Annotated in this window: 21 protein-coding genes and 2 pseudogenes; 15 read left to right on the forward strand and 8 right to left on the reverse strand. The window is 69.8% G+C overall.

The features are described 5' to 3' along the window. Nucleotides 1-20 precede the first annotated feature (20 nt). The 6 genes from AC5DRG_RS40110 (at nt 21) to AC5DRG_RS40135 (ending at nt 7,139) form a co-directional block, all read left to right on the forward strand. Nucleotides 21-947, forward strand: coding sequence for a carbohydrate ABC transporter permease (locus tag AC5DRG_RS40110; RefSeq protein WP_491804764.1), 927 nt, complete (start codon nt 21-23; stop codon nt 945-947). Between the two features lie 97 nt (nt 948-1,044). Next, on the forward strand, nt 1,045-1,890 hold the full coding sequence (locus AC5DRG_RS40115; RefSeq protein ID WP_491804765.1) for a glycoside hydrolase family 43 protein: 846 nt from the start codon (nt 1,045-1,047) through the stop codon (nt 1,888-1,890). A gap of 121 nt (nt 1,891-2,011) precedes the next feature. Beyond that, nucleotides 2,012-4,489 (forward strand): carbohydrate binding domain-containing protein, encoded by a 2,478-nt coding sequence (locus AC5DRG_RS40120; RefSeq protein ID WP_491804766.1) that lies wholly within the window; start codon nt 2,012-2,014, stop codon nt 4,487-4,489. Between the two features lie 138 nt (nt 4,490-4,627). After that, nucleotides 4,628-4,954: a LamG-like jellyroll fold domain-containing protein gene (locus AC5DRG_RS40125; protein WP_491804767.1), complete on the forward strand. Its 327-nt coding sequence runs from the start codon at nt 4,628-4,630 to the stop codon at nt 4,952-4,954. An 87-nt stretch (nt 4,955-5,041) separates the two neighbouring features. Further along, complete coding sequence (locus AC5DRG_RS40130; RefSeq protein WP_491804768.1) at nt 5,042-6,115, forward strand: NAD(+)/NADH kinase; 1,074 nt, start codon at nt 5,042-5,044, stop codon at nt 6,113-6,115. A 112-nt stretch (nt 6,116-6,227) separates the two neighbouring features. Beyond that, nucleotides 6,228-7,139: a helix-turn-helix transcriptional regulator gene (locus AC5DRG_RS40135; RefSeq protein WP_491804769.1), complete on the forward strand. Its 912-nt coding sequence runs from the start codon at nt 6,228-6,230 to the stop codon at nt 7,137-7,139. Nucleotides 7,140-7,149: 10 nt separating this feature from the next. Here AC5DRG_RS40135 and AC5DRG_RS40140 read toward each other — a convergent pair whose 3' ends face one another. From AC5DRG_RS40140 to ppk2, 3 genes are all read right to left on the reverse strand, one after another. After that, nucleotides 7,150-8,130, reverse strand: a complete 981-nt coding sequence (locus AC5DRG_RS40140; RefSeq protein ID WP_491804770.1) for an Acg family FMN-binding oxidoreductase — start codon at nt 8,128-8,130, stop codon at nt 7,150-7,152. Between the two features lie 22 nt (nt 8,131-8,152). Continuing rightward, nucleotides 8,153-8,617, reverse strand: coding sequence for a cyclic nucleotide-binding domain-containing protein (locus AC5DRG_RS40145; protein WP_491804771.1), 465 nt, complete (start codon nt 8,615-8,617; stop codon nt 8,153-8,155). 263 nt (nt 8,618-8,880) lie between these two features. Beyond that, nucleotides 8,881-9,684: a polyphosphate kinase 2 gene (ppk2, locus tag AC5DRG_RS40150; protein WP_491804772.1), complete on the reverse strand. Its 804-nt coding sequence runs from the start codon at nt 9,682-9,684 to the stop codon at nt 8,881-8,883. Nucleotides 9,685-9,733: 49 nt separating this feature from the next. Between ppk2 and AC5DRG_RS40155 the strand changes: the two genes are divergently transcribed. Both AC5DRG_RS40155 and AC5DRG_RS40160 read left to right on the forward strand, forming a co-directional pair. Then, nucleotides 9,734-9,958: a phosphoketolase family protein gene (locus AC5DRG_RS40155; RefSeq protein WP_491813280.1), complete on the forward strand. Its 225-nt coding sequence runs from the start codon at nt 9,734-9,736 to the stop codon at nt 9,956-9,958. Then, nucleotides 9,889-10,350 (forward strand): annotated as a pseudogene (locus tag AC5DRG_RS40160) (phosphoketolase family protein); the annotation flags it as partial. The gene AC5DRG_RS40155 and the pseudogene AC5DRG_RS40160, both read left to right, overlap by 70 nt. Nucleotides 10,351-10,364: 14 nt before the next feature. Here the strand turns inward: AC5DRG_RS40160 and AC5DRG_RS40165 are convergent. From AC5DRG_RS40165 to AC5DRG_RS40175, 3 genes are all read right to left on the reverse strand, one after another. Next, on the reverse strand, nt 10,365-11,936 hold the full coding sequence (locus AC5DRG_RS40165) for an oleate hydratase (RefSeq protein ID WP_491804773.1): 1,572 nt from the start codon (nt 11,934-11,936) through the stop codon (nt 10,365-10,367). A 133-nt stretch (nt 11,937-12,069) separates the two neighbouring features. Then, nucleotides 12,070-12,477 carry a hypothetical protein gene (locus AC5DRG_RS40170; RefSeq protein ID WP_491804774.1) on the reverse strand — a complete coding sequence of 136 codons (408 nt, stop codon included), beginning with the start codon at nt 12,475-12,477 and terminating at the stop codon, nt 12,070-12,072. Between the two features lie 61 nt (nt 12,478-12,538). After that, entirely contained in the window at nt 12,539-12,988 is a 450-nt protein-coding gene (locus AC5DRG_RS40175) for a hypothetical protein (protein ID WP_491804775.1), read from the reverse strand. A 399-nt stretch (nt 12,989-13,387) separates the two neighbouring features. Here AC5DRG_RS40175 and glnT point away from each other — a divergent pair, with 399 nt between their 5' ends. The 7 genes from glnT (at nt 13,388) to AC5DRG_RS40210 (ending at nt 20,893) form a co-directional block, all read left to right on the forward strand. Further along, a complete protein-coding gene (gene glnT, locus AC5DRG_RS40180; RefSeq protein ID WP_491804776.1) occupies nt 13,388-14,755 on the forward strand; it encodes a type III glutamate--ammonia ligase in 1,368 nt (455 codons plus the stop codon). Nucleotides 14,756-14,766: 11 nt separating this feature from the next. Continuing rightward, nucleotides 14,767-15,648, forward strand: a complete 882-nt coding sequence (locus AC5DRG_RS40185) for a class II glutamine amidotransferase (protein WP_491804777.1) — start codon at nt 14,767-14,769, stop codon at nt 15,646-15,648. After that, nucleotides 15,636-16,322, forward strand: coding sequence for a glutamate synthase (locus tag AC5DRG_RS40190; protein ID WP_491804778.1), 687 nt, complete (start codon nt 15,636-15,638; stop codon nt 16,320-16,322). Before AC5DRG_RS40185 ends, AC5DRG_RS40190 begins: the two co-directional genes overlap by 13 nt. Before the next feature lie 129 nt (nt 16,323-16,451). Continuing rightward, nucleotides 16,452-17,771: an FMN-binding glutamate synthase family protein gene (locus tag AC5DRG_RS40195; RefSeq protein ID WP_491804779.1), complete on the forward strand. Its 1,320-nt coding sequence runs from the start codon at nt 16,452-16,454 to the stop codon at nt 17,769-17,771. Next, nucleotides 17,768-18,859 carry an FAD-dependent oxidoreductase gene (locus AC5DRG_RS40200; RefSeq protein WP_491804780.1) on the forward strand — a complete coding sequence of 364 codons (1,092 nt, stop codon included), beginning with the start codon at nt 17,768-17,770 and terminating at the stop codon, nt 18,857-18,859. Before AC5DRG_RS40195 ends, AC5DRG_RS40200 begins: the two co-directional genes overlap by 4 nt. 9 nt (nt 18,860-18,868) lie before the next feature. Beyond that, complete coding sequence (locus AC5DRG_RS40205; RefSeq protein ID WP_491804781.1) at nt 18,869-19,483, forward strand: helix-turn-helix domain-containing protein; 615 nt, start codon at nt 18,869-18,871, stop codon at nt 19,481-19,483. A gap of 111 nt (nt 19,484-19,594) precedes the next feature. Continuing rightward, nucleotides 19,595-20,893: an ammonium transporter gene (locus tag AC5DRG_RS40210; protein ID WP_491804782.1), complete on the forward strand. Its 1,299-nt coding sequence runs from the start codon at nt 19,595-19,597 to the stop codon at nt 20,891-20,893. Between the two features lie 25 nt (nt 20,894-20,918). On the opposite strand, the gene AC5DRG_RS40215 is transcribed toward AC5DRG_RS40210, so the two are convergent. Together AC5DRG_RS40215 and AC5DRG_RS40220 are read right to left on the reverse strand one after the other, a co-directional pair. Continuing rightward, complete coding sequence (locus tag AC5DRG_RS40215; RefSeq protein ID WP_491804783.1) at nt 20,919-21,116, reverse strand: response regulator transcription factor; 198 nt, start codon at nt 21,114-21,116, stop codon at nt 20,919-20,921. Nucleotides 21,117-21,155: 39 nt separating this feature from the next. Next, nucleotides 21,156-21,293, reverse strand: a pseudogene (locus AC5DRG_RS40220) (histidine kinase); the annotation flags it as partial. Nucleotides 21,294-21,632 lie beyond the last annotated feature (339 nt).

Raw genomic sequence — 21,632 nt, forward strand, 5'->3', positions numbered from 1 at the left:
GAATCTGACGGATCGCCACCATGACTTCAGACACCACCGCGCCGGACGTCCCGTCGGTCTCCGGTCCCCGGCCCACCGACCGCCTCCCCGGCAGTCGTACGACATCCAAGGCGCCCGGCGTCCGGCTCCGCCGTCTGACCGGCGGCCTGGGCACCGCGCTGCTGTGCCTCGGCACGCTGCTGTTCGTCCTGCCCTTCCTCTTCACGGTCGTCACCTCACTGCGCACCGCGGCGGACGTGGCCCGCTCCCCGCTGGGCATCCCGCACTCGCTGACCCTGAAGAACTTCGCCGACGCCTTCAGCCAGATCCACTACGGGCGCAGCACCCTCAACACCCTGCTCATCACGGGCCTTTCGTGCGTGGCCGTCACCGTGGTCGGCTCGCTCGCCGCCTATCCGCTCGCCCGGATCACCCAGCACTGGTCGACCGCCGTGTACCGGCTGTTCATCCTGGGCACCTCCGTGCCCGTGTTCGTCGTGGTGGCGCCGCTGTACCTGCTGATGCGCGACCTGAACCTGCTGGACACCTACGCGGGAATCATCCTCATCTACACGGCCCTGAACCTCCCGGTCGCCGTGTTCTTCTACACCAGCTTCATCCGCTCCATCCCGGGCGACCTGGAGGAGGCGGCGGCACTCGACGGCTGCGGCGCCTTCCGTACGTTCTTCACGATCATCCTGCCGCTGCTGCGCCCGGTCACCAGCACGCTGCTGACCTTCGTCGCCCTGCAGATCTGGAACGACCTGCTGGTCCCGCTGGTCTTCCTCCAGGACCCCGACAAGCGGACGGTCATGGTGAACGCGTACTCCTTCATCGACCCGCACACCGTGCAGCCGACCACCCTGTTCCCGGCCGCCCTGCTCGGCGTCCTGCCGCTGCTGGTCATCTTCGTCTTCTTCCAGCGCCAGGTGGTGGCCGGCATGTCCGCCGGCGCGGTCAAGTCCTGACCCACTCCCGGCGGTCGATCCGCGGCCTCCAGACACTCGACGCCCTCACCGTCGGGGACTGCCCCCTGCCCCGACGTCCCGGAAGGACCCTCCCACGATGTACGTGGTCTCCTACTTCACCAACGCCGACGAGGCACTGCACCTCGCCCACAGCGACGACGGCCACGCGTTCGTGCCCGTGAACGACGGCCGGCCCGTCCTGCGGGGAACGGTCGGCACCGGCAGGCTGCGGGATCCGTTCATCGGGGTGGGCCCCGACGGCCTGTTCCATCTGCTGGCCACCGACGGCTGGACGAGCCCCTACATCGTCCACGCCACCTCCGCCGACCTTCTCAACTGGTCGGACCAGGAACTCCTCCCGGTCATGGTCGATGTGGAGGGCGCCCAGAACGCCTGGGCCCCGGAATTCTTCCTGGACCGCGAGAGAGGGCTGTACCACCTCATCTGGTCGTCGGTCGTCGAGGTCGGGGGCACGGCCGAGGGCCACGACTACGAGCACATCAGCCAGAACCACCGCATCTGGTACTGCACCACCGAGGACTTCAGGACCTTCTCGGCCCCCGCCGTTTTCTTCGACCCCGGCCACTCGGTCATCGACGCCACCGTGCGGGAGCTGGACGGCGGCGGATTCCTCATGGCCTACAAGGACGAACGCGGCACCAACGACCTCGCCACCGCGCACAAGGACATCCACCTGATCACCTTCGACACCCCCGGCGGTCCGCACACCTCCGCCGTCGGTCCGGTCACCCCTTCCGTGGTGGAAGGACCGTCGATCTTCCGCCGCGGAGACGAACTGGTCATGATCTTCGACCACTTCCTCGAAGGAAGGTACGGAGCGGCAGGCAGCAAGGACGGCGTGGACTGGGAGCCCGTCTCCCTGACTCTGCCGACGGGCATGCGGCACGCCTCCGTCCTCGAAACGTCCCTGCGGCTGCGCTGAGGCGGCCCGTCACAGACCCCGGGCGGGTCCGCTTCGGCTTCGGCCGGCCCGCCCGGTGCAGGAAGCCCCGCGTCGCATCCCGCGGCGCGGCGGACACCTTCACCCAGCAAGGAGCGTCGCAATGAAGCGTCGCAGATCGGACCGCCCGGGCGTGCGTGCGTCCCGCGTCCTCACCCTGCTCGCCACGCTGGCGGGCGCCCTCCTCCTCCCGGCCCACACCGCTGTTGCCGCGGGCACCGCCTACTACGTCAACTGCTCGGCCACCAGCAACGGCAGCGGCACCCAGGCCAGCCCCTGGAACTCGGTCAGCGGCGTCAACAGCACCACCTTCACCGCGGGCGACAGCATCCTCTTCGCCGCCGGCACCACCTGCGCCGGCCAGCTCACCCCCGGCGGCTCGGGCGCCTCCGGCAGCCCCGTCACCATGGGCTCCTACGGCACCGGCGCCAAGCCGATCATCGACGCGGGCGGTGCCACCGGCCCCGTCATCCACCTGCTCAACCAGCAGTACTGGGAGATCGGCGGCCTGGAGCTGACCAACGCGGCGTCCTCGCCCGCCTACCGCTCCGGTGTCCTCGCCGAGAACAGCTCCGGCGGCGTCCTGCACCACATCCGGGTGCACGACATGAACATCCACCACATCAGCGGCTGGTCGGGCGGCTGGTACTCCACCAACGCGGGCGTCGGCGTCCAGACCGACCACACCACCCCGGTCTCCACCTGGGACGACGTGGTGGTCGAGAACAACACCTTCGACCACGTGGACCGGATCGCCGTCGCCGTCACCCCGGACGGGGACGGCCAGGGCACCGGCCAGACCACGGGCACGGTCATCCGCGGCAACACCATGACCTACGACGGTGCCGACGACATCCTCGTGGTCAAGAACGACGGCGCCCTCATCGACGGCAACAAGGCCGGCTACGGCGGCGCGAAGGACACCTGCCCGCCGTCGGGCCAGTACTGCAACGGAGCCTCGGCCGGCATCTGGATGTCCGGCAGCAACGACACCGTCGTTCAGAACAACGAGGTCTACTGCCATGTCGACGGCGCCGACGGCACCGGCTACGACGTCGACTGGGGCAACCACAACACCACGTTCCAGTACAACTACAGCCACCAGAACCTCGGCGGCTTCATGCTGCTGATGCCGCCGTTCACCATCGCCAACGAGCCGACCTCGACCGTCCCCAGTGACGGCACGGTGATCCGCTACAACATCAGCGAGAACGACGGCACCAACTCCGGCTGCCCCGCCTCCGGCACCGCGACCCACGGCACGGGCGTCTTCCACTTCGTCGGCAACATCCCCAACCAGAGCGGCAGTTCGGCCGCCGTCCCGCTCATCTACAACAACAGCATCTACGTCAACCGGAGCGGCCTGAACACCCCGATCCTGTACTCACGCAGGGGATCGAGCGTCACCGGCACCCTCTCCTTCCGCAACAACGCGGTCTTCAACTACGGCACCGGCGGCTACTTCACCACCAGCTCGGGCTCCGTGTACTCCAACAACCTCTTCTACGGCGCCCACCCCTCCTCCGAGCCTGCGGACTCGGCGAAGGTCGTGACCGACCCGCAGTTCCGCAACCCCGGCGGCGCGGACACCTCCTCCACGTACACGGGCGAGAACGCCTACCAGGTCTACCCCTCCTCCGCGGTGATCCGGGCCGGCGCGGTCATCAGTGACAACGGCGGCCTGGACGCCTTCGGCAACACGGTCTCCGCGACGGCCACGCCCAACATCGGCGCCTACAACGGCACCGGCGGCAACCTCGTCTCCAACGCCGGCTTCGAGTCGGGCGCGTTGAGCCCCTGGACGAGCAGCGGTGCGGTCCCGTCCGTCACCGCGTCGGGCGCCCGCACCGGAAGCTACGCGCTGACCACCCAGGCCAGCGGCAGCGGCGCCAACCGGGCCCTGACCGGCCTCAGCCCCAACACCACGTACCTGCTGACCGGTTGGGCCAAGGTGGCCACCGCCGGCGAGACCCTCGCCATAGGCGTCAAGAGCTACGGCGGCACCGAGACGTTCACCAACGTGGCGACGACCTCGTACACCCAGGCGGCGGTCCTGTTCACCACCGGCTCCTCCAACACCACGGCCACGGTCTACTGCTGGAAGAACTCCGGTGGCAGCGGCGCCGGTTACTGCGACGACATCGCGGTGGAGGCCCTGTCGTCCGCCACCAACGCGGTCACCAACCCGGGCTTCGAGACAGCCGCGTTGACTCCCTGGACCCAGAGCACGGGTACGGCCTCCAGTGTGGTCGCGTCCAACGCCCGCAGCGGCACGTACTCCCTGCAGACCGCCGCCGGCGCCAGTGGCGCCATCCAGACGGTGAGCGGCCTCACCTCCAGCGGCACCTACCTGCTGGCCGCCTGGGCCAAGGTCGCCACCGCCGGTGAGGAGGTGGCGGTCGGTGTGAAGAGCTTCGGCGGTACGGAGACGTATCTGCGGGGCTCGACGACGTCCTACGCCCAGCAGCCCATCTTCTTCACCACGGGCGCCTCCGCCACCTCGGCCGGCCTCTACTGCTACAAGAACTCCGGTTCCTCGGCCGGATACTGCGACGACTACACGCTGATCAAGCTCTCCTGACGACACCCGATCCGTCGGGAGAACCACTACAACGGGCGGGCCGGACACCCCGGCCCGCCCAGCCGAACGTACCCGTCGGCTCCGTGAAACGTCGGATCGTCGGCAGCGGACGTTCAACTCACCGCCACCACACGGCTGTTGCGGGTAAGGACCGTACCGCTGGTCTATCCGCAGCGGCAGGACGCCGACCCCACATCGTGGAGTCACGCGGTGCCCGTGGGCCGCTGGACGCACATCGCCGTCGTCAACGACGGGCGGCGCACGGTGATGTACGTGGACGGCTCGAAGATCGCCCGCAATCCCACACAGCCGTCGACCGGCATCGCCACTCTCGACAAGCCCTTCGTCCTCGGCGCCACGCAGTTCGACGAACGCTTCGGTCAGGGCTTCTACGGCTGGATCGGCGACACCCGCGTCATGAACCGGGCGCTGTCCGTACGGGAGTTCCTCACGCCCTTCGACTGAGGCGCGGTCGGACGACATCCGGTGATCCCACCGCCGTTCGGTGGGCATCCCCGGGCCCCGGCGTGCAAAGTGGTCTGGGAGGCAACCGTGACAGTGAGTCGGCTCGGTCTGGTGGTGCACGGCGGGCGCGTGGAGGCCGTGGAGGCGGCCCGCGTGGTCCGTGCGTGGTGCGAGGAGCGCGGTGTGCGGTGCACGGACATCGACGTGTGGCACGACGGCGGGCGGCGTACGGCCCGCGAGGAGCTGGACGCGGCGGGCGATCCCGATCTCATCGTCACCCTGGGCGGGGACGGCACCTTCCTGCGCGGCGCCCGGCTGGCGGCGGAGAACGACGCCCTGGTCCTGGGCGTCGATCTGGGACGCGTGGGCTTTCTGACGGAGGTCCCGGCCGCCGGGGTGCGCTCGGCCCTCGACGCGGTGCGCGAGGACCGGCTCCGGATCGACAGCCGCATGCTGCTCGCCCTGCGCGCCTCTCGCCGCCTGGAGGTGCCGGCGGACATGGAGGCCTGGATGCAGTACGGCCGCGGGCCGCTCCTGCCGCCTCCGCAGGTACGCCCCGACTGCGAGACCGACGACGACTGGGGCATCCCCCTGAACGTCACCGCCCTCAACGACGTCGTCCTGGAGAAGCTGGCCAGGGACCGCCAGGTGTCGGTCGGCGTGTACATCTGCGGACGGCTCCTGGCGGCCTACTCCGCCGACGCGCTCCTGGTGGCCACCCCGACCGGCTCGACCGCCTACAGCTTCGCCGCCGGCGGGCCCGTGGTGTCGCCGCGCGCGGAAGCCCTCGTCTTCACCCCGGTCGCCCCGCACATGGCCTTCGACCGCTCGGTCGTCACCGCCCCCGACGAGCCCGTCGCCCTGCGCGTCCTCGAGCGGTCCGGGCCCGCCGCCGTGAGCATCGACGGCCAGCTGCGAGGAGTCCTCGACCCGGGCGACTGGATCGGCGTGTACGCCGCCCCGCGCCGCCTACGGGCGGTCCGCCTTGGACCGATGGACTTCTACGGCCGTCTGCGCGACCGCATGAACCTGACCGACGCCCCCGCCGCCGTCGCCGACGGAGCCCCCGCCCCCCTCTGGTCGGTGACGACCCAACCCCCCGGAGACCTCGCCCACCTGGCCCTGCTGACGGTCCCGGATGGCTCCTCGCCTCTCCTGTGAAGCCTCGCGGGATGCCGCAGGCCGAGCCGTTCCAGGGAGTGACGACAGGGGGTAGTGACACGGCCCCCCACCCGACTCCCACGCAGGTCGGACCGCGTGGACACTGGGGAGCGTGACACCGAGAAGCACGGCATCCGAGCACAGCGCCGGGGACAGCGGCTCCGAGCTGGGCCGGTTCCTGCGCGCCCGCCGCACGCAGACCACCCCGGAGCAGGTCGGCCTCACCGTGGGTACCGGTCTGCGCCGCACACCGGGGCTGCGCCGGGAGGAGCTGGCCACCCTGTCGGGCATCAGCATCGACTACTACGTACGGCTGGAGCGCGGCAAGGAGACCCGCCCCAGCCCGTCCGTCCTCGACGCCCTCGCCCGCGCCCTCCAGCTCGACGACGCGGAACACCAGCACCTGCGTGAGCTGGCCGCCCGCGCCGCGCGGTACGCCCCCGAGCCGCCGCCCGCGCCGAGCCGCACCGTGCGCCCGCACCTCAGGCTGCTCCTGGAGACGATGCGCCCCAATCCGGCCTACATCGTCAGCCGCAGCATGGACGTCCTCGCCTGGAACCCCGGCGGCCTGGCCCTGTACGCCGGCCTGGACGACTGGCCCGCCAAGCAGCGCAACCTCGCCCGCTACCTCTTCCTCCACCCCGCCGCCCGCGACCTCTTCCCCGACTGGGACAACCAGGTCCGCGCCTGCGTCTCCCGCCTGCGCGCCCTCGCCGGCACCGCACCGGACGCCCCCGACCTGACCACCCTCGTCGGCGAACTCCTCCTCAAGAGCCCGGACTTCGCGAAACTCTGGGAACGTTACGACGTGACCGGCCGCAAACCGGCGCACAAGACCTTCCACCACCCCCACGTCGGCACGATCACCCTCACCCCCCAGTCCATGCACCTGGATGGCACCCCGGGCCGGCGCCTCGGCGTCTACACCGCCGAACCCGGCACCCCCGACCACGACGCGCTGCTCCTCCTCGACCTGACCGCACCCCGGCCCACCGCACGGCAGACCTCCCACACACCGTCCTGACACGGGTGCGTCAGGCGCCTTCCCGATGGAGCAGGGCTTCGCGGCGACGAGGTGAGGTCGGGCCTTCGGGGCCGTAGCCGAGGCGGATCACCATCTGGGCGTGGGGGAGACCGGCGTCCGTCGACGGGGTGAGCTGGGCGCGGAGGTCGGGCCATTCCAGTGCCTGGTGCAGGAGCGACGCCCGGACGCCGTGGGCGGTGGCGGTGAGCAGGATCCGTTCGAGGGCCTGGCCCGCGCGGAGCCAGTCGGTCCGGCGGTCGTGCGCGGTGGACAGTACGGCGATCGAGGGGCGTTTCTCGAAGGGGCGGGCGGTGAGCCGGGCCGGGTGGCGGTGGGCGCCGAAGTCCCGCATCGGAAGGTGCTCGCGGAAGTCCTGGGGACCGAGCACCTCGGGCGGCATGCCCAGGCCGGTGCCGTGCGGGTCGCCCACCCAGCGGCGGCTCTCCAGGGCCCGGTCGGGATCGGCGGCGTTGCGGTGCTCCGCCTCCCTGGTGTGCCGCAGCACCGCGTCGGTGCGGCGAGGGGAGAGGTGGTGCAGGGTGGCACCCTCCGCGTGGGCCGCCTCCACGAGTTCGATGAGCACGGGGGTGGGCAACGGCCGCTCCGAGAAGGGGAATCGGCTGCTGTGCCGGCGCCACACGGCGTCGTAGAGGGAAGGGCGCGAGGAGGGCATGGCGGTGCCGCCGAGACGCACGGCGGCGAGCAGGTCCGGTTCCGTGGGGCGGGGGAGCAGCCGGGGCACCGGTTCCCAGCCGAAGTGCTCGACCGCGATCCGCAGGTTCAGCAGGGCGCAGCCCACGGACAGGTGCAGGGCCCGCCCGGTCGGGTCGATGTGGCGCAGGCCGCGTCGCGTGGCCGCGCGGATCTCCAGCGTGAGCGCGTCCGGGTCCAGGCGGAAGCGCCAGGGCTGGGTGTTGTGGATCGACGGGGCGGCCACGGCCGCGGAGACCAGCGTCTCCAGGGTCGTCACGTCGAGGACTGCGGTACGCATCGGAACCTCCGCGCCGGAGATGTCAGTGGTGGCTGCCGGCGCCGTAAGGGGCGTACAGGTCCAGCAGGCGGGTCCGGGCGGAGCGCAGGCGGTGGGCGAGGACGTCGCCGACCCACTGGGTGACGGCGTTGCCGAGGGCCGGGTCGTCCTGGCACATCAGGCGGACGGCGGCGGCGTCGAACTCCCACGCCCGCACCGGGGTCGTCGCCTCGGCGCCCAGGTGCCAGACGTGCGGGGCGAACAGCCAGGACCAGCCGACGAGTTCGTCGTGCCGGAGGGTCTCGATGACGGCGGCGCGACGGCCGGGCACATGCATGTCGAGCTCGACCGTGCCCGTGCGGACGACCCAGAACCGGTCGGCCTTGCCGCCCTCCTCGAACAGGCGCGTTCCTTGTGCGAAGGCGACCTCGCGGGGGAGGCGCATGAGCCGGTGCCGGTGTTCGGCGGGCAGCGCGCGCAGCATGCTCGGTGTAGGGGTGGTGTTCATGGCGTGCCTCCCGGCAGGTGCAGGAACTGCCGTGTCCAGCGTGCGCCCGCCGTCGGCGCCGGTCCATGGGCCACCCGGCCCCAAGGTGTCCTGAGGACAGGGCCGTTCAGTCCCCAGGCCGTGGACCTTCGGCATCCTGCGCCCGGCGTCCGGCACGGCAAGAGTGTGGAGCCCCGGACACCGACCGGACCGTCCGTGTAGTCCGGATCATCCGTATCGTGCCCGAGAACGTTCCTGAAGGGATCACCTCCATGGCCCGCCGCTCAGAGGCTCGCCGCGTGGTCGGGGACGTAGGTCTGCAGGTCGCGCGGCGGGCGCTGGTAGCCGGTCGACGCCGGCCGCCGCGGCAGTTTCAGTACCGGCGGCGGCACCTCGCGGTAGGGCACCGAGTCCAGCAGGTGGGCGATCATGTTCAGCCTGGCCCGGCGCTTGTCGTCGCTCTCCACGACGTACCACGGGGCCTCCGAGATGTCCGTGTGGACCAGCATCTCGTCCTTGGCCCGGGAGTACGCCTCCCAGCGGGTGATCGACTCCAGGTCCATCGGCGAGAGCTTCCAGCGCCGCAGCGGGTCCTCAAGGCGCCTGCGGAAGCGCTCCTGCTGCTCGGTGTCGCTCACCGAGAACCAGTACTTGCGCAGCACGATCCCGGCCTCGATCAGCATCCGCTCGAAGATCGGGCATTGGCGGAGGAAGAGTTGGTACTCCTCCTTCGTGCAGAAGCCCATCACGTGCTCGACACCGGCCCGGTTGTACCAGGACCGGTCGAACAGCACGATCTCCCCGGCGGCCGGCAGCTGCTCGACGTACCGCTGGAAGTACCACTGGGTGCGCTCGCGCTCGGTCGGCTTCGGCAGCGCCGCGATGCGGGCGACGCGGGGATTGAGGTGCTCGGAGACCCGCTTGATGGTGCCGCCCTTGCCCGCCGCGTCCCGCCCCTCGAACACCACGACCAGCCGGATGCCCTCCGTGCGCACCCACTCCTGCAGCTTCACCAACTCCGTCTGCAGGCGCAGCAGTTCCTTCTCGTACGTGTTGCGCGGCAGCCTCGCCGCATCCTTGCCGGCCATGCCGCCTCCACCGCCCGTTGACCCACGTCGATGACTTCCGGAGTAATTGATGCCCAAGGTCGAACACCTGGACGCCACCGTACTTTCCGACGACGAACTGCGCACTCTGGACGCCCACTGGCGGGCCGCCAACTATCTGGCCGCGGGCCAGATCTACCTGCTGGCCAACCCGCTGCTGACCGAGCCCCTGCGGCCGGAGAAGTCCTCGCCGCACAGTTGTTGCGCCGGCACCTGCCACAGCTCGCCGTCCGCGTCGTCAACGTCGTGGACATGACCCGGCTGCTGCCGCGCGACGAACACCCGCACGGGATGGGCGACTTCGAGTACGACGGCCTGTTCACACGGGACAAGCCGGTCATCTTCGCCTACCACGGCTACCCGTGGCTGATCCACCGGCTCGCCCACCGCCGCACCGGACACGCCAACCTGCACGTACGCGGCTACAAGGAGTCCGGCACCACGACCACGCCCTTCGACATGGTCGCCCGCAACGACCTCGACCGCTTCCGCCTGGTCATGGACGTCATCGACCGCGTCCCCGGACTCGCCGTGCGCGCCGCTGCCGTACGTCAGCGGATGGCCGACGCCCGTACCCGCCACCGCGCCTGGATCCGCGAGCACGGCACCGACCTGCCCGAGGTCGCCGACTGGACCTGGAACGCCTGAACGAGTCGGCCAGGTCAGCGCCGGTGGAGTGTCTCCAGTGCCTCGACGAGGACCCTGGGACTGTGCTGGCCCTTGTAGATGGGCGGTGGCTGCTTGTCGAGGTGGAGCAGGCCGGCCACCGCGGTCCACGCGGTACGCACGGAGTACTCGACGGTGAAGACGACATCGTCGGGGACTTCGGCGTACTGGCCGATGAAGGCGAGGTTGGTGGAGCCCTTGGGGATGACCTGCGGCCGGTCGCCGTGGGCGCGGACCAGGAACTGGCTGGTGATGTAGGGCATCAGAGCAGGGATGACGATCGAGGTGTCGAGGATCTGCGGGCCCTGCTCGAAGCGCAGGTGCTGGAGCACCTCGTCGAGGATCTCCCGGCCGGAGCACTCCCGCATCGGCTTCTTGACGAAGTCGCCCTCCTTGTCCGGGAAGAGGCCGTAGCCCCACCAGACGAAGGTGTCGTCGGGCTGCCCGCGGAAGTGCGGCTGGTGGTTGAGGACGATGGTCAGCAGCCAGCTGGAGTCCTTGAAGGTGATCAGTCCGCCCTTGCCGGCCTCGCTGCCGCTGAACTCCTCCATCAGCTTGAAGAAGGCAGGGTCCTTGGTGGTGACCGTGAAGGAGCCCCAGCAGGAGTCCGCGACGGAGGAGTCGAACACCTTGGGGTCGCCCAGGAGGCCGGGCCGCTTGGCCGCGAGGGTCTCCCACAGCCGCCAGGAGCCGCTGGAGGCGGTCGTGTCGAGGACGGGGGCGGTGTCGGTCGAGCCCAGGGTGGAGTCGGCGGTCATCGACCCGTTGGTCACCATGACCAGGTCGTCGGGGCCTACGGCGATCTCCTCGCCGCGGTCCGCCCGGCTCACGGAGACGCCCGTGACGGTGAGTGCGTCCCCGCCTTCGGTGAACGTCAAGTCCGTTACCCGGGTGCCGAGTTCGATGGTCACGCCCTGGTCGGTGAGCCACTTCAGCAGCGGGCGCACGATGGAGTCGTACTGGTTGAAGCGGGTCCGGTAGATCCCCGACATGGTGTCGAAGGTCTTGAAGAGGTGCACGAACCGGTTCAGATAGCGGCGGAACTCGATCGCGCTGTGCCAGGGCTCGAAGGCGAAGGTCGTGCACCACATCCACCAGAAGTTGGTGTGGAAGAAGCCCTCGCTGAAGCAGTCGGTGATCCGCTTGCCGTCCAACTGCCGCTCCGGGGTCGCCACGCACTTGATCAGCTCAAGCCGGTCGCGCTCGGCGAAACCCATCGAGTGCGCGTCGAGGACCTTGCCCGTGGCGTCGACGAGGCGGGCGTGGTCGTCCCAGGCGAAGTCCTCGTGGAAGGCGACGGTGTCCTCGGTGACCGACTTCGACGGATCGTCCAGGGACGGGATCGAGCCCAGCAGGTCGTAGGTGCAGTCGAAGCGCACCTCGAACATGCGCCCGCCCCGCATGGTGTAGCCGGACTCCGGCGACCCCGCCGCGTCCAGACTGCCGCCCTTACGCTCCTGCTCCTCCAGCAGCACGATGTCGGACCCCGCGAACCCGCCGTCACGGATCAGGAACGCCGCCGCCGACAGTGCCGCGATACCGCTTCCCACCAGGTACGCCTTTGCCACGAGTGAACTCCCTGCTCCGTAACGGGACCATGGCGCGCCCTGTCCAGGACGCGCCATTTGCACCATATAGGCACATAAGATCACCCGCTCGCCGGGTGCCGATTCGCTCGCGCCTCGTTCGCGCCTCGGCCCGTCAGGACGTGCAGACGTTCTTCAGTTCGTCGGCCGCGGCGTCGATCTTGCTGGAGTCCGGGTTCGTGTCGCCGTTGAGGATTGCCTTGTTGTAGTCCGAGATCGCCTTGTCGAGGTCGTCGACAGCCTTGTTGACCTCGTCGTTGTCGGAGTTGTCATCGATCTTGTCCAGGTTCTTGTCGATCGTGTCGATTGATTCGTCGGTCCGTGTCGGGTCCTGCACGGCGTCCAGGCCGGCCTCGTGGATCGCCTTGAGGCTGTCGGCGATCGTGTCGTAGTTCTGCAGGCAGTCCAGTGAGTCGTCGACGCCTTCGCAGCCGGTGGCGAGTCCGGCGGTCAGTACGACGGCTGCCACGGCGGTGGCTATGGCGGCAGTACGGCGTCCACCACGTCGGCGGTTCGCGGCCATGGGAGAGGTCCCTTCCTGGGGTGGGTGTCGTGCGTGGGCTGGTGGGGGAGGGGGGATTCGGTCAGGCCCAGGGCTGGTCCACGGCCTGGGCATGGGCACGGTGGTCCATGGCCTGGGCGTGGGCGGGCCGGCCCACGGTCTCGGTCCGCTTGCGGAGGTTCGCGACCAGGCCGCCCGCCGCACCCAGCGAGACCAGCCCCATGCCGGCGGCGGTCGCGATCCCCTTCACGCCGTCCATGGACAGGTAGCAGAACGCCGCCACGCCCCCGTTGAACAGGAACAGGAACCAGAGCGTGGACGACTTCGACAGGAACGCCTTGATCCTCGGCTTCTTGGCGATCCGCGAGCCCGCCACGAGGGACACGGCGATGCCCGAGTAGGTGGCCACGTCCTTCGCCGTGCCGTCGAGGACCGCGCCGGACGCGGAGCCCGCGGCGAGGCCGCCCACGAAGAACGACCAGAGCAGCAGGTTGGCGACGAAGGCCCTCACAGCGGCGAGCAGAGACTTCACGGGATCTTCCTTCGGGAGAGGGGCCGGGGGAGTGGGAGGGGGCCGGGGATCGGTGGCGTTCTCCCTACGACCACGATCCCGTCGCCCGCTCGCCGCCACGAGGGACCGGCGTCCCCAAACCGTGGTGTAGCCCGCTACACCATGGGCCTGCCGGCCGACGCCCTCGGCCTTGTGAACACAGCGCCGGTGACGACGCCCACTACTGGGGCTTCAGCCCCCGGCGCCCTCGGTCGCCTGGCAGAGTGGTCCCACCTGGCCGAGACCGGCGACACCAGGACCACGACGGTCGACGGCCACCGGTCTTACCGCGACCTTTCCCGTCGGAAATCCCCGCGCAACACGGCTGGAGTCTACTGACAGGCAACACTGATTCATGTCAGTAGACACGTGGAGAGCGTCATGACGATCAACGCGGAAACGGCGGAAACGGCGGAGACGGCGGCCAATCCCGATCCCGGTCCCGGTCCTGATCTGGCCGAACTGGTCCGGAGGGACGGCATCGACTTCGTCCTCGCGGTCTTCGTCGACCTGGCCGGCAAGCCCTGTGCGAAGCTCGTCCCCGCACAGGCCGTCGAGGAACTCCGTGACGAGGGCGTCGGGTTCGCCGGTTACGCGGTCGGCGCCCTGGGACAGCAGCCGAGCGACCCCGATGTCATCGCCCGCCCCGACGCCTCCTCGTACACACCGATCCCCTTCGTGAAGCCGGGGCTCGCCCTCGTGCACTGCGACCCGTATGTCGAGGGCAAGCCCTGGCCCTACGCCCCACGGGTCATCCTGCGGGGACTGGTGGAGCGGGCCGCGGCACAGGGACTCTCCCTCGTCGTCGGCGCCGAGGTCGAGTACTTCCTCGTCAACCGTGACGAGCACGGCATGCTCTCCGTCGCCGACACCAAGGACACCGCCGCCCAACCCTGTTACGACGCCCGGGGGTTGACCCGGATGTACGACCACCTCACGGCGGTCTCCGGGGCCATGAACAGCCTCGGCTGGGGCAACTACGCCAACGACCACGAGGACGGCAACGGCCAGTTCGAGCAGAACTTCAAGCACGCCGACGCCCTCACCACCGCCGACCGGGTCATCACCCTGCGGTACCTCATCTCCGTACTGGCCGAACAGCGGGGCATGACGGCCACGTTCATGCCGAAGCCGTTCACCGACCGCACCGGCACCGGCATGCATCTGCACATGTCGCTGTGGCGGGGCAGCGAACCCGCGTTCCCGGACGCGTCCGACGCGCGCGGGCTCGGGCTGTCGCCGCTCGCGTACTCCTTCGTCGCCGGGATCGTCGAGCACGCGCGAGCGCTCCAGGCGGTCATCGCGCCGACGGTGAACTCCTACAAGCGGACCGGGGCCGTCTCCACCCGGTCGGGGGCCACCTGGTCGCCGCGCGTGGCGAGTTACGGCGGCAACGACCGCACGCACTTCGTCCGCGTGCCCGACGGGAACCGGATCGAGCTGCGGGGCGCCGACGGGGCCGCGAACCCGTACTTGGCAGCCGCCGCCGCCCTCGCCGCCGGGCTCGACGGCATCGAGCGCGGCCTCGACCCGGGGGAGCCCGGCGCCGCCGGGAAGGGGCCCGAGCTGCCGCCCACCCTGCTGCACGCCGTCGAGGCGCTCCAGGCCGACGAGGTGATCAGCGGCGCGCTCGACGCGGCCGGGGCCGGCGTGAGCCGGTACTTCGGCGACCTCAAGCGCGAGGAGTTCTTCGACTGGCACGGCACGGTCGGGGCGTGGGAGCTGGACCGCTATCTGACCGCGTTCTGAAGGGAGTTGGGATGTGCGGAATCGTCGGGCTGCATCTGCGTGCGCCCGCACTCGAACCGCGGCTCGGTGAGCTGCTCGCCGCGATGCTGGGGCAGGTCGTCGAACGCGGGCCGGACTCGGCGGGTGTCGCTGTCTATGGCGATCCGCTGCTGTCGCCGGCGGGCCGGGCCGTCGTATCGCTGCTCGGGGTGTCGAAAGCGGAGGCCGAGGCCGCGCTGCGGCTGCCGGATGCCGTGGCCATCGCCGCCGACGCGACCACAGTGGTCCACGCGCCGGTGCCGGTCGCGGAGTTGCTCGCCGCGGTGGCGGCCGCGCTGCCCGGCGCCACCGTCATCGGATCCGGTGAGGGATTCGCCGTACTCAAAGGCACGGGAAATCCGGTGGAGTTGGCCAAGTCCTTCGGGCTCGCCGAAGTGACCGGCTGGCAGGGGATCGGGCATACCCGTATGGCCACCGAGTCGGCCGTCACGCCCGAGGGGGCCCATCCCTTCTCCGTCGGCCCCGGCCAATGCCTCGTCCACAACGGCTCCTTCGCCAACCACGCCACCATCCGCCGTGAACTGCGGGCCAAGGGCGTGGAGTTCGACAGCGAGAACGACTCCGAGGTCGGGGCCCGCTTCATCGCGCACCAGCTGGAACAGGGTGCCAACCTGGAGAAGGCGCTGCGGCTGCTGTGCGAGCGGTTCGACGGCTTCTACACGTTGCTGGTGTCCACCGGTGACTCCTTCGCCGTCGTCCGTGACGCCATCGCCTGCAAACCCGCGCTCGTGGCGGAGACCGACGACTGGGTCGCCATGGCCTCCGAGTACCGGGCCCTGGACGTCCTGCCGGGCATCGAGAACGCCCGCATCTTCGAACCCGAGCCGGAAGAGGTGTACGTATGGCGGCGCTGACCGTTCAGGAAGTCGACCTCGCCGAGACGTCGGTGCGTGAGCTCAACGAGGTGCTCCACTTTCCGGACGTCGATGCGTGGAGGGTTCTCAACCCGCGGGGTGCGCATGCCGTCGCCTGCGGGATCCGGGAGAACCTGACCGTCGATGTCGAGGGGCATGTCGGTTACTACTGCGCCGGGATGAACCAGCACGCCACGGTCACCGTGCATGGCAACGCGGGTACCGGGGTTGCCGAGAACATGATGTCCGGCACGGTGCGCGTGCGCGGCAGTGCGTCGCAGTCGGCCGGGGCCACCGCCCACGGTGGACTGCTCGTGATCGATGGGGATGCGTCCGCCCGCTGCGGGATCTCCATGAAGGGTGTGGACATTGTCGTGGGCGGCAGCGTCGGCCACATGAGTGCGTTCATGGGGCAGGCCGGGCGGTTGGTCGTGTGCGGCGACGCGGGCGATGCCCTGGGGGACTCCCTCTACGAAGCTCGCATCTACGTCCGGGGCACGGTCAAGTCGCTCGGTGCGGACTGTGTCGAGAAGGAGATGCGGGCCGAACACCTCGCTGAGCTTGCCGAGTTGCTCAAGGCCGCTGAGCGGGACGAGGATCCTGCGGAATTCCGGCGGTATGGGTCTGCTAGGGCGCTTTATCACTTCCGGGTTGACAACTCGGCGGTGTATTAGCGCCGGCAGGAGGACCGTTTTTGGCTGTGGGTCCGTTGTGGCTGGTCGCGCCCACGCGGCGGAGCCGCAAATTCGATACAGCCCCGCGCCCCTGAGGGCGTCGCCCCTGACCCGAATGAGGAGTGAACCTTGGAACCCGCATCCCTCGGCCTGCGTGAGTCCGCCACCTTCGATCGCGCCACCATTCACGCCATCCAGCGTGCCGCCGACACCGGTATCTACGACATTCGTGGCTGGGGTGCCAAGCGTCGGCTCCCGCACTTCGATGACCTGCTGCTGCTCGGCGCCTCCATGTCCCGTTATCCGTTGGAGGGTTACCGCGAGCGGTGTGACACCGACGTCGTCCTCGGGACCCGGCACGCGAAGCGACCCCTGCGGCTCGCCACCCCCGTCACCATCGCCGGTATGAGCTTCGGGGCCCTCTCCGCGCAGGCCAAGGAGGCCCTCGGTCGTGGCGCCAGTGAAGCCGGTACGTCCACCACCACCGGCGATGGCGGCATGACCCCCGAGGAACGCGGGCACTCCAAGCACCTCGTCTACCAGTACCTCCCTTCCCGCTACGGCATGAACCCCGACGACCTGCGGGCCGCCGATGCCATCGAGGTCGTCCTCGGGCAGGGCGCCAAGCCCGGCGGCGGAGGCATGCTGCTCGGGCAGAAGATCACTGAACGCGTCGCCGGCATGCGGACGTTGCCCGTAGGCATCGACCAGCGCAGTGCCTGCCGGCATCCCGACTGGACCGGGCCCGACGACCTCGCCATCAAGATCCTGGAGCTGCGCGAGATCACCGACTGGGAGAAGCCGGTCTATGTGAAGGTCGGTGCGACCCGGACGTACTACGACGTGAAGCTCGCCGTCCACGCGGGCGCCGATGTCGTGGTCGTCGACGGTATGCAGGGCGGTACGGCGGCCACGCAGGACGTGTTCATCGAGCATGTCGGTATCCCCACGCTGGCCGCGCTGCCCCAAGCGGTGCGGGCACTCCAGGAGTTGGGGGTTCACCGGGAGGTGCAGCTCGTCGTCTCCGGCGGGATTCGCAACGGTGCCGACATGGCCAAGGCGCTCGCCCTGGGCGCGGACGCGGTCGCCATCGGTACCGCCGCGCTCATCGCGCTGGGCGACAACCATCCGAAGTACGACGCCGAGTACCGCGAACTCGGGTCGGCCGCCGGGTACTTCGACGACTACCAGGACGGTCGTGACCCGGCCGGCATCTCCACCCAGGACGAGGAACTGGCCGCCCGTCTCGACCCGGTGGAAGGCGGACGCCGACTCGCCAACTTCCTCCGCGTGATGACCATGGAGGCCCAGACCCTCGCCCGCGCCTGCGGCAAGGCCCATCTGCTCCATCTGGAGCCGGAGGACCTGGTCGCCCTCACCATCGAGTCCGCCGCGATGGCCCGGGTCCCGCTCGCGGGTACCGACTGGATTCCGGGGGCGGGCCTGTGATCGTCGTCGTCGGTGCCGGACTCATGGGCGCGGCCACCGCCTGGCAGCTCGCCCGCAGGGGGCACGAGGTCACGCTCATCGAGGCGTACGACATCGGGCACAAGCGCGGTAGCTCGCACGGCAGTTCACGCATCTTCCGGCGGGCCTACGCCGACCCCTTCTACGTGCGGCTGACCGGGCGGGCCTACCAGGAGTGGCGGGAGCTGGAGGACGACTCCTCGACTCCCTTGCTGCGGATCACGGGTGGCCTCGACCTGGGTGAGGGGCGGGATCCGGAGGGGCTCGCCGGTGTGCTGGCGTCGGCGGGGGTGTCGTACGAACTCCTCGGCGCGGACGCCGCAGCCGAGCGCTGGCCGCACATCCGGTTCGGCGGGCCGGTGCTGTTCCACCCCGGCGCGGGTGTCGTCGACGCCGACGAGACGGTCGCGGCGTGTGTGCGCAGGGCGATCGAGCACGGCGCCGAGGTAATGGTGGGCGTGCGGGTGACGGGTGTCGAGGTTCGTGGGGAGGGGAAGGCGGTGGTGCACACGGACCACCGGCATGAGCTCGCCGCCGAGCGGGTGGTGATCGCCGCCGGTGCCTGGCTTCCCGAGCTCCAACTGCCTTTTGAACTACCGCCGTTGCGCGTCACCCAGCAGCAGGTCTTCCACTTCCGGCAGCGTGACCCGAGCGTGCGGTGGCCGATCCTGGTGTCCAAGGACGCGGCGATGCAGGTCTACGGGCTGCCGTCCGGTGGTGACGGCGGGCCGGTGCCCGCCGTCAAGGTCGCCGAGCACGACCGGGGGACCGTCACCACCGCCCGGGCCCGCAGCGGGGTCGTCGACGCGTCGTCGCGTGCGAGGGTGAGCGAGTTCGTGCGGGAGTGGCTCCCCGGGCTCGAACCCGAGCCCGCCGTGGAGACCACCTGTCTGTACACGACCACCGATGACGACGACTTCGTCCTGGACCGCCGTGGGCCCCTTGTCATCGCGTCCCCGTGCTCGGGGCACGGCGCCAAGTTCGCCCCGCTGATCGGTGCGATGGCGGCGGATCTGGCGACCGGGCGGGCCGAGCCCCAGCCCCGGTTCCGGCTGGATCGTGCCAGCTAGGATGCGCCGGTGAGCGAGCACGACGACTATGACGAGGATGCCGACGACAAGGCGCTGGAGCGCGTCATCGCGGTCCGAGCCCGTGAGTACCGGCAGGCGGCCGGGCTCTCGGTCGGCGAGATGGCGCAGCGGGTCGGTATCTCCAAGGCCATGCTGTCGAAGATCGAGAACGCGCAGACCGCGTGCAGCCTCACCACCCTCTCGCGCCTCGCACGCGGCCTCGACGTGCCCGTCACCGCCCTGTTCCGGGGCATGGACGACGAACGCGAGGCGGTCTTCGTGCCGGCCGGACACGGCGCCCGGATCGTGCGGCGCGGCACGCGCGTCGGTCACGAGTACGCCCAGCTCGGTTCCCTGCGCGGCAGCCACAAGCGGATGGACGCCCTGCTGGTCACCCTCACCGAGTCCAGCGAGGTCTTCCCGCTCTTCCAGCACGGCGGCACCGAACTCCTGTACATGCTGGAGGGCGTGATGGTCTACGGCCACGGCAAGTCCAGCTACACCCTGCACCCCGGCGATGCCCTCCAGTTCGACGGCGAGGCCCCGCACGGCCCCGAGACACTCGTCGAGTTGCCGATCCGATTCCTGACGGTGACGGCGTTCGGCGACAGCCCGCAACACTGAAACTTGGCTTTAATTCGCCGTGGAGCTGTCCCGTAACGCACCACCGGTCTACTGCGGGGAAACTTCGTTTCCTTCCACTGGACCACTCGGTCGATTCCGCGGAGCGTGCGTATGGACACCGGAAGTACCGCCTGGATGCTCGCGAGCACGGCACTCGTCTGTCTGATGGTGCCGGGTCTCGCGCTTTTTTACGGCGGCATGGTCGCCGCCAAGAGCGTCCTGAACATGATCATGATGACGTTCGGGGCTGTCGCCCTGGTCGGCTGCATATGGGTCGTCTACGGCTACTCGGCCTCCTTCGGCGACTCGATCGGCGGCGCCGGAATCCTCGGTGACGTCACCGAGTACTTCGGCATGAAGGGGGTCATCGCGGACGACCCGAAGGCGGTCATCCCGCTCTCGGTCTTCGCCGCCTTCCAGGCGCTGTTCGCGGCCCTCACCGCCGCCCTGATCTGCGGCGCCATCTCGGACCGCATCAAGTTCGGCGCCTGGATGGTCTTCACCGGCATCTGGGTCACGCTGGTCTATCTCCCGGTCGCCCACTGGGTGTTCGCCTTCGACGGCGACGACGTGGTCGGCGGCTGGATCGTCAACAAGCTCGGCGCCATCGACTTCGCCGGCGGTACGGCCGTCCACATCAACTCCGGTGCGGCGGCCCTCGCGATGATCCTGGTCCTCGGCAAGCGCATCGGCTGGCAGAAGGAGACCAAGGGCGCCGAAAAGCCCCACAACCTGCCCCTGGTGATGCTCGGCGCGGGCCTGCTGTGGTTCGGCTGGTTCGGCTTCAACGGCGGCTCCGCGCTGACGTCGAGCAACGCCGCCTCCGTGGTCGTACTCAACACCTTCACCGCGACCTGCTCCGCCATGCTCGGCTGGCTCCTCGTCGAGAAGGTCCGCGACGGCCACCCCACGACCCTGGGCGCCGCCTCCGGCGCCATCGCGGGCCTGGTGGCGATCACCCCGTCCTGCGGCGCGGTCTCGCCGGTCGGCGCGCTCCTGCTCGGCGCGATCGGCGGCGCGGTCTGCGCACTCGCCGTCGGCCTGAAGTACAAGTTCGGCTACGACGACTCCCTGGACGTCGTCGGCATCCACCTCGTCGGCGGCCTCACCGGCACGCTCCTGGTCGGCATCCTCGCCACGGCCGACGCCCCCAACGGCGTCGACGGTCTCCTCTACGGCGGCGGTCTCGGGCTCCTCGGCAAGCAGGCCGTCGGCGCCTTCGCCGTCCTCGCGTACTCCTTCGCCGTCACCTGGCTCATCGCCAAGGCGCTGGACAAGACGATGGGCCTGCGGGTCCGCCCCGAGGTCGAACAGGAGGGCGTCGACGTCCACTTGCACGCCGAGAGCGCCTACGACCTCGCCCACCCGCCGGCCACCGAACCGGCGCCGGCCGCAGCTTCGGCAGGCTGATCCCGGAGGTTCAGGGCCGCGGCCACTACTGGTCGCGGCCCAGTCCGGCCTCGCGGATGGTCTTCTCCGAGAGGCCGAGGCGGCGGGCGATCTCACGGTTGCCGCAGCCCGCCGCCAGCAGGTCGAGGACTTCGCGTTCGCGGTCGGTGAGCAGGGGGAACGCCTGTGCCGTGCGGTCGGTCGCGCCGCGCGAGGTGAAGAACTCGGCGATCCGCCGCGCCACGGCCCCTCCGTAGGCGCCGCCGCCCCCGGTGTCGAGGGAGTCGCCGGCGACCTGAAGGGCCAGGGCGATGCCGGTGAGGGCGGGGCCGAGTCCGTCGTGGAGGTCCCGGCGGAAGCGGTCACGCTCGGCGCGGGTGGCGTCGAGGGCCCGGTCCCGTTCCGCCGCGAGCTCCCAGATCGCGAGCGTCGCGGATGCCCGCGTTCATCCGGTGTGCGTGCCAAGTGAGTTCTGTAGAGGGCAATTCCAGCCCATGGTGCGAATTCGAGTTTGCGGTTACCGTGAGGTGAATTCTCGGTCTCGCGGGCCGGATTGGGTCGGTTTGGTGGAGACATGCAATGTTTACACAGCACCCTCACGTCGGTGAACGTGTTTCGAAGGCGTGAGGTAGTGGTGAATTGCGTCAGCATTCTGACAGGTTGCTGAAGGAATTGGCCGGATTTTCGGCTCTTGCGGTGGCTGGGCTCTACTGGCCGAATGTGACGACGAGTGATGTCGGCCATGCCGAGGGCACGTTGA

It is taken from the genome of Streptomyces sp. JLBG701 (assembly GCF_058544905.1).

Coding starts and splice junctions, on each gene's coding strand:
- AC5DRG_RS40110 (WP_491804764.1), top strand. CDS start 21: ATGACTTCAGACACCACCGCGCCGGACGTCCCGTCGGTCTCCGGTCCC.
- AC5DRG_RS40115 (WP_491804765.1), top strand. CDS start 1,045: ATGTACGTGGTCTCCTACTTCACCAACGCCGACGAGGCACTGCACCTC.
- AC5DRG_RS40120 (WP_491804766.1), top strand. CDS start 2,012: ATGAAGCGTCGCAGATCGGACCGCCCGGGCGTGCGTGCGTCCCGCGTC.
- AC5DRG_RS40140 (WP_491804770.1), bottom strand. CDS start 8,130: ATGCGTACCGCAGTCCTCGACGTGACGACCCTGGAGACGCTGGTCTCC.
- AC5DRG_RS40145 (WP_491804771.1), bottom strand. CDS start 8,617: ATGAACACCACCCCTACACCGAGCATGCTGCGCGCGCTGCCCGCCGAA.
- ppk2 (WP_491804772.1), bottom strand. CDS start 9,684: ATGGCCGGCAAGGATGCGGCGAGGCTGCCGCGCAACACGTACGAGAAG.
- AC5DRG_RS40155 (WP_491813280.1), top strand. CDS start 9,734: ATGCCCAAGGTCGAACACCTGGACGCCACCGTACTTTCCGACGACGAA.
- AC5DRG_RS40170 (WP_491804774.1), bottom strand. CDS start 12,477: ATGGCCGCGAACCGCCGACGTGGTGGACGCCGTACTGCCGCCATAGCC.
- glnT (WP_491804776.1), top strand. CDS start 13,388: ATGACGATCAACGCGGAAACGGCGGAAACGGCGGAGACGGCGGCCAAT.
- AC5DRG_RS40185 (WP_491804777.1), top strand. CDS start 14,767: ATGTGCGGAATCGTCGGGCTGCATCTGCGTGCGCCCGCACTCGAACCG.
- AC5DRG_RS40190 (WP_491804778.1), top strand. CDS start 15,636: ATGGCGGCGCTGACCGTTCAGGAAGTCGACCTCGCCGAGACGTCGGTG.
- AC5DRG_RS40210 (WP_491804782.1), top strand. CDS start 19,595: ATGGACACCGGAAGTACCGCCTGGATGCTCGCGAGCACGGCACTCGTC.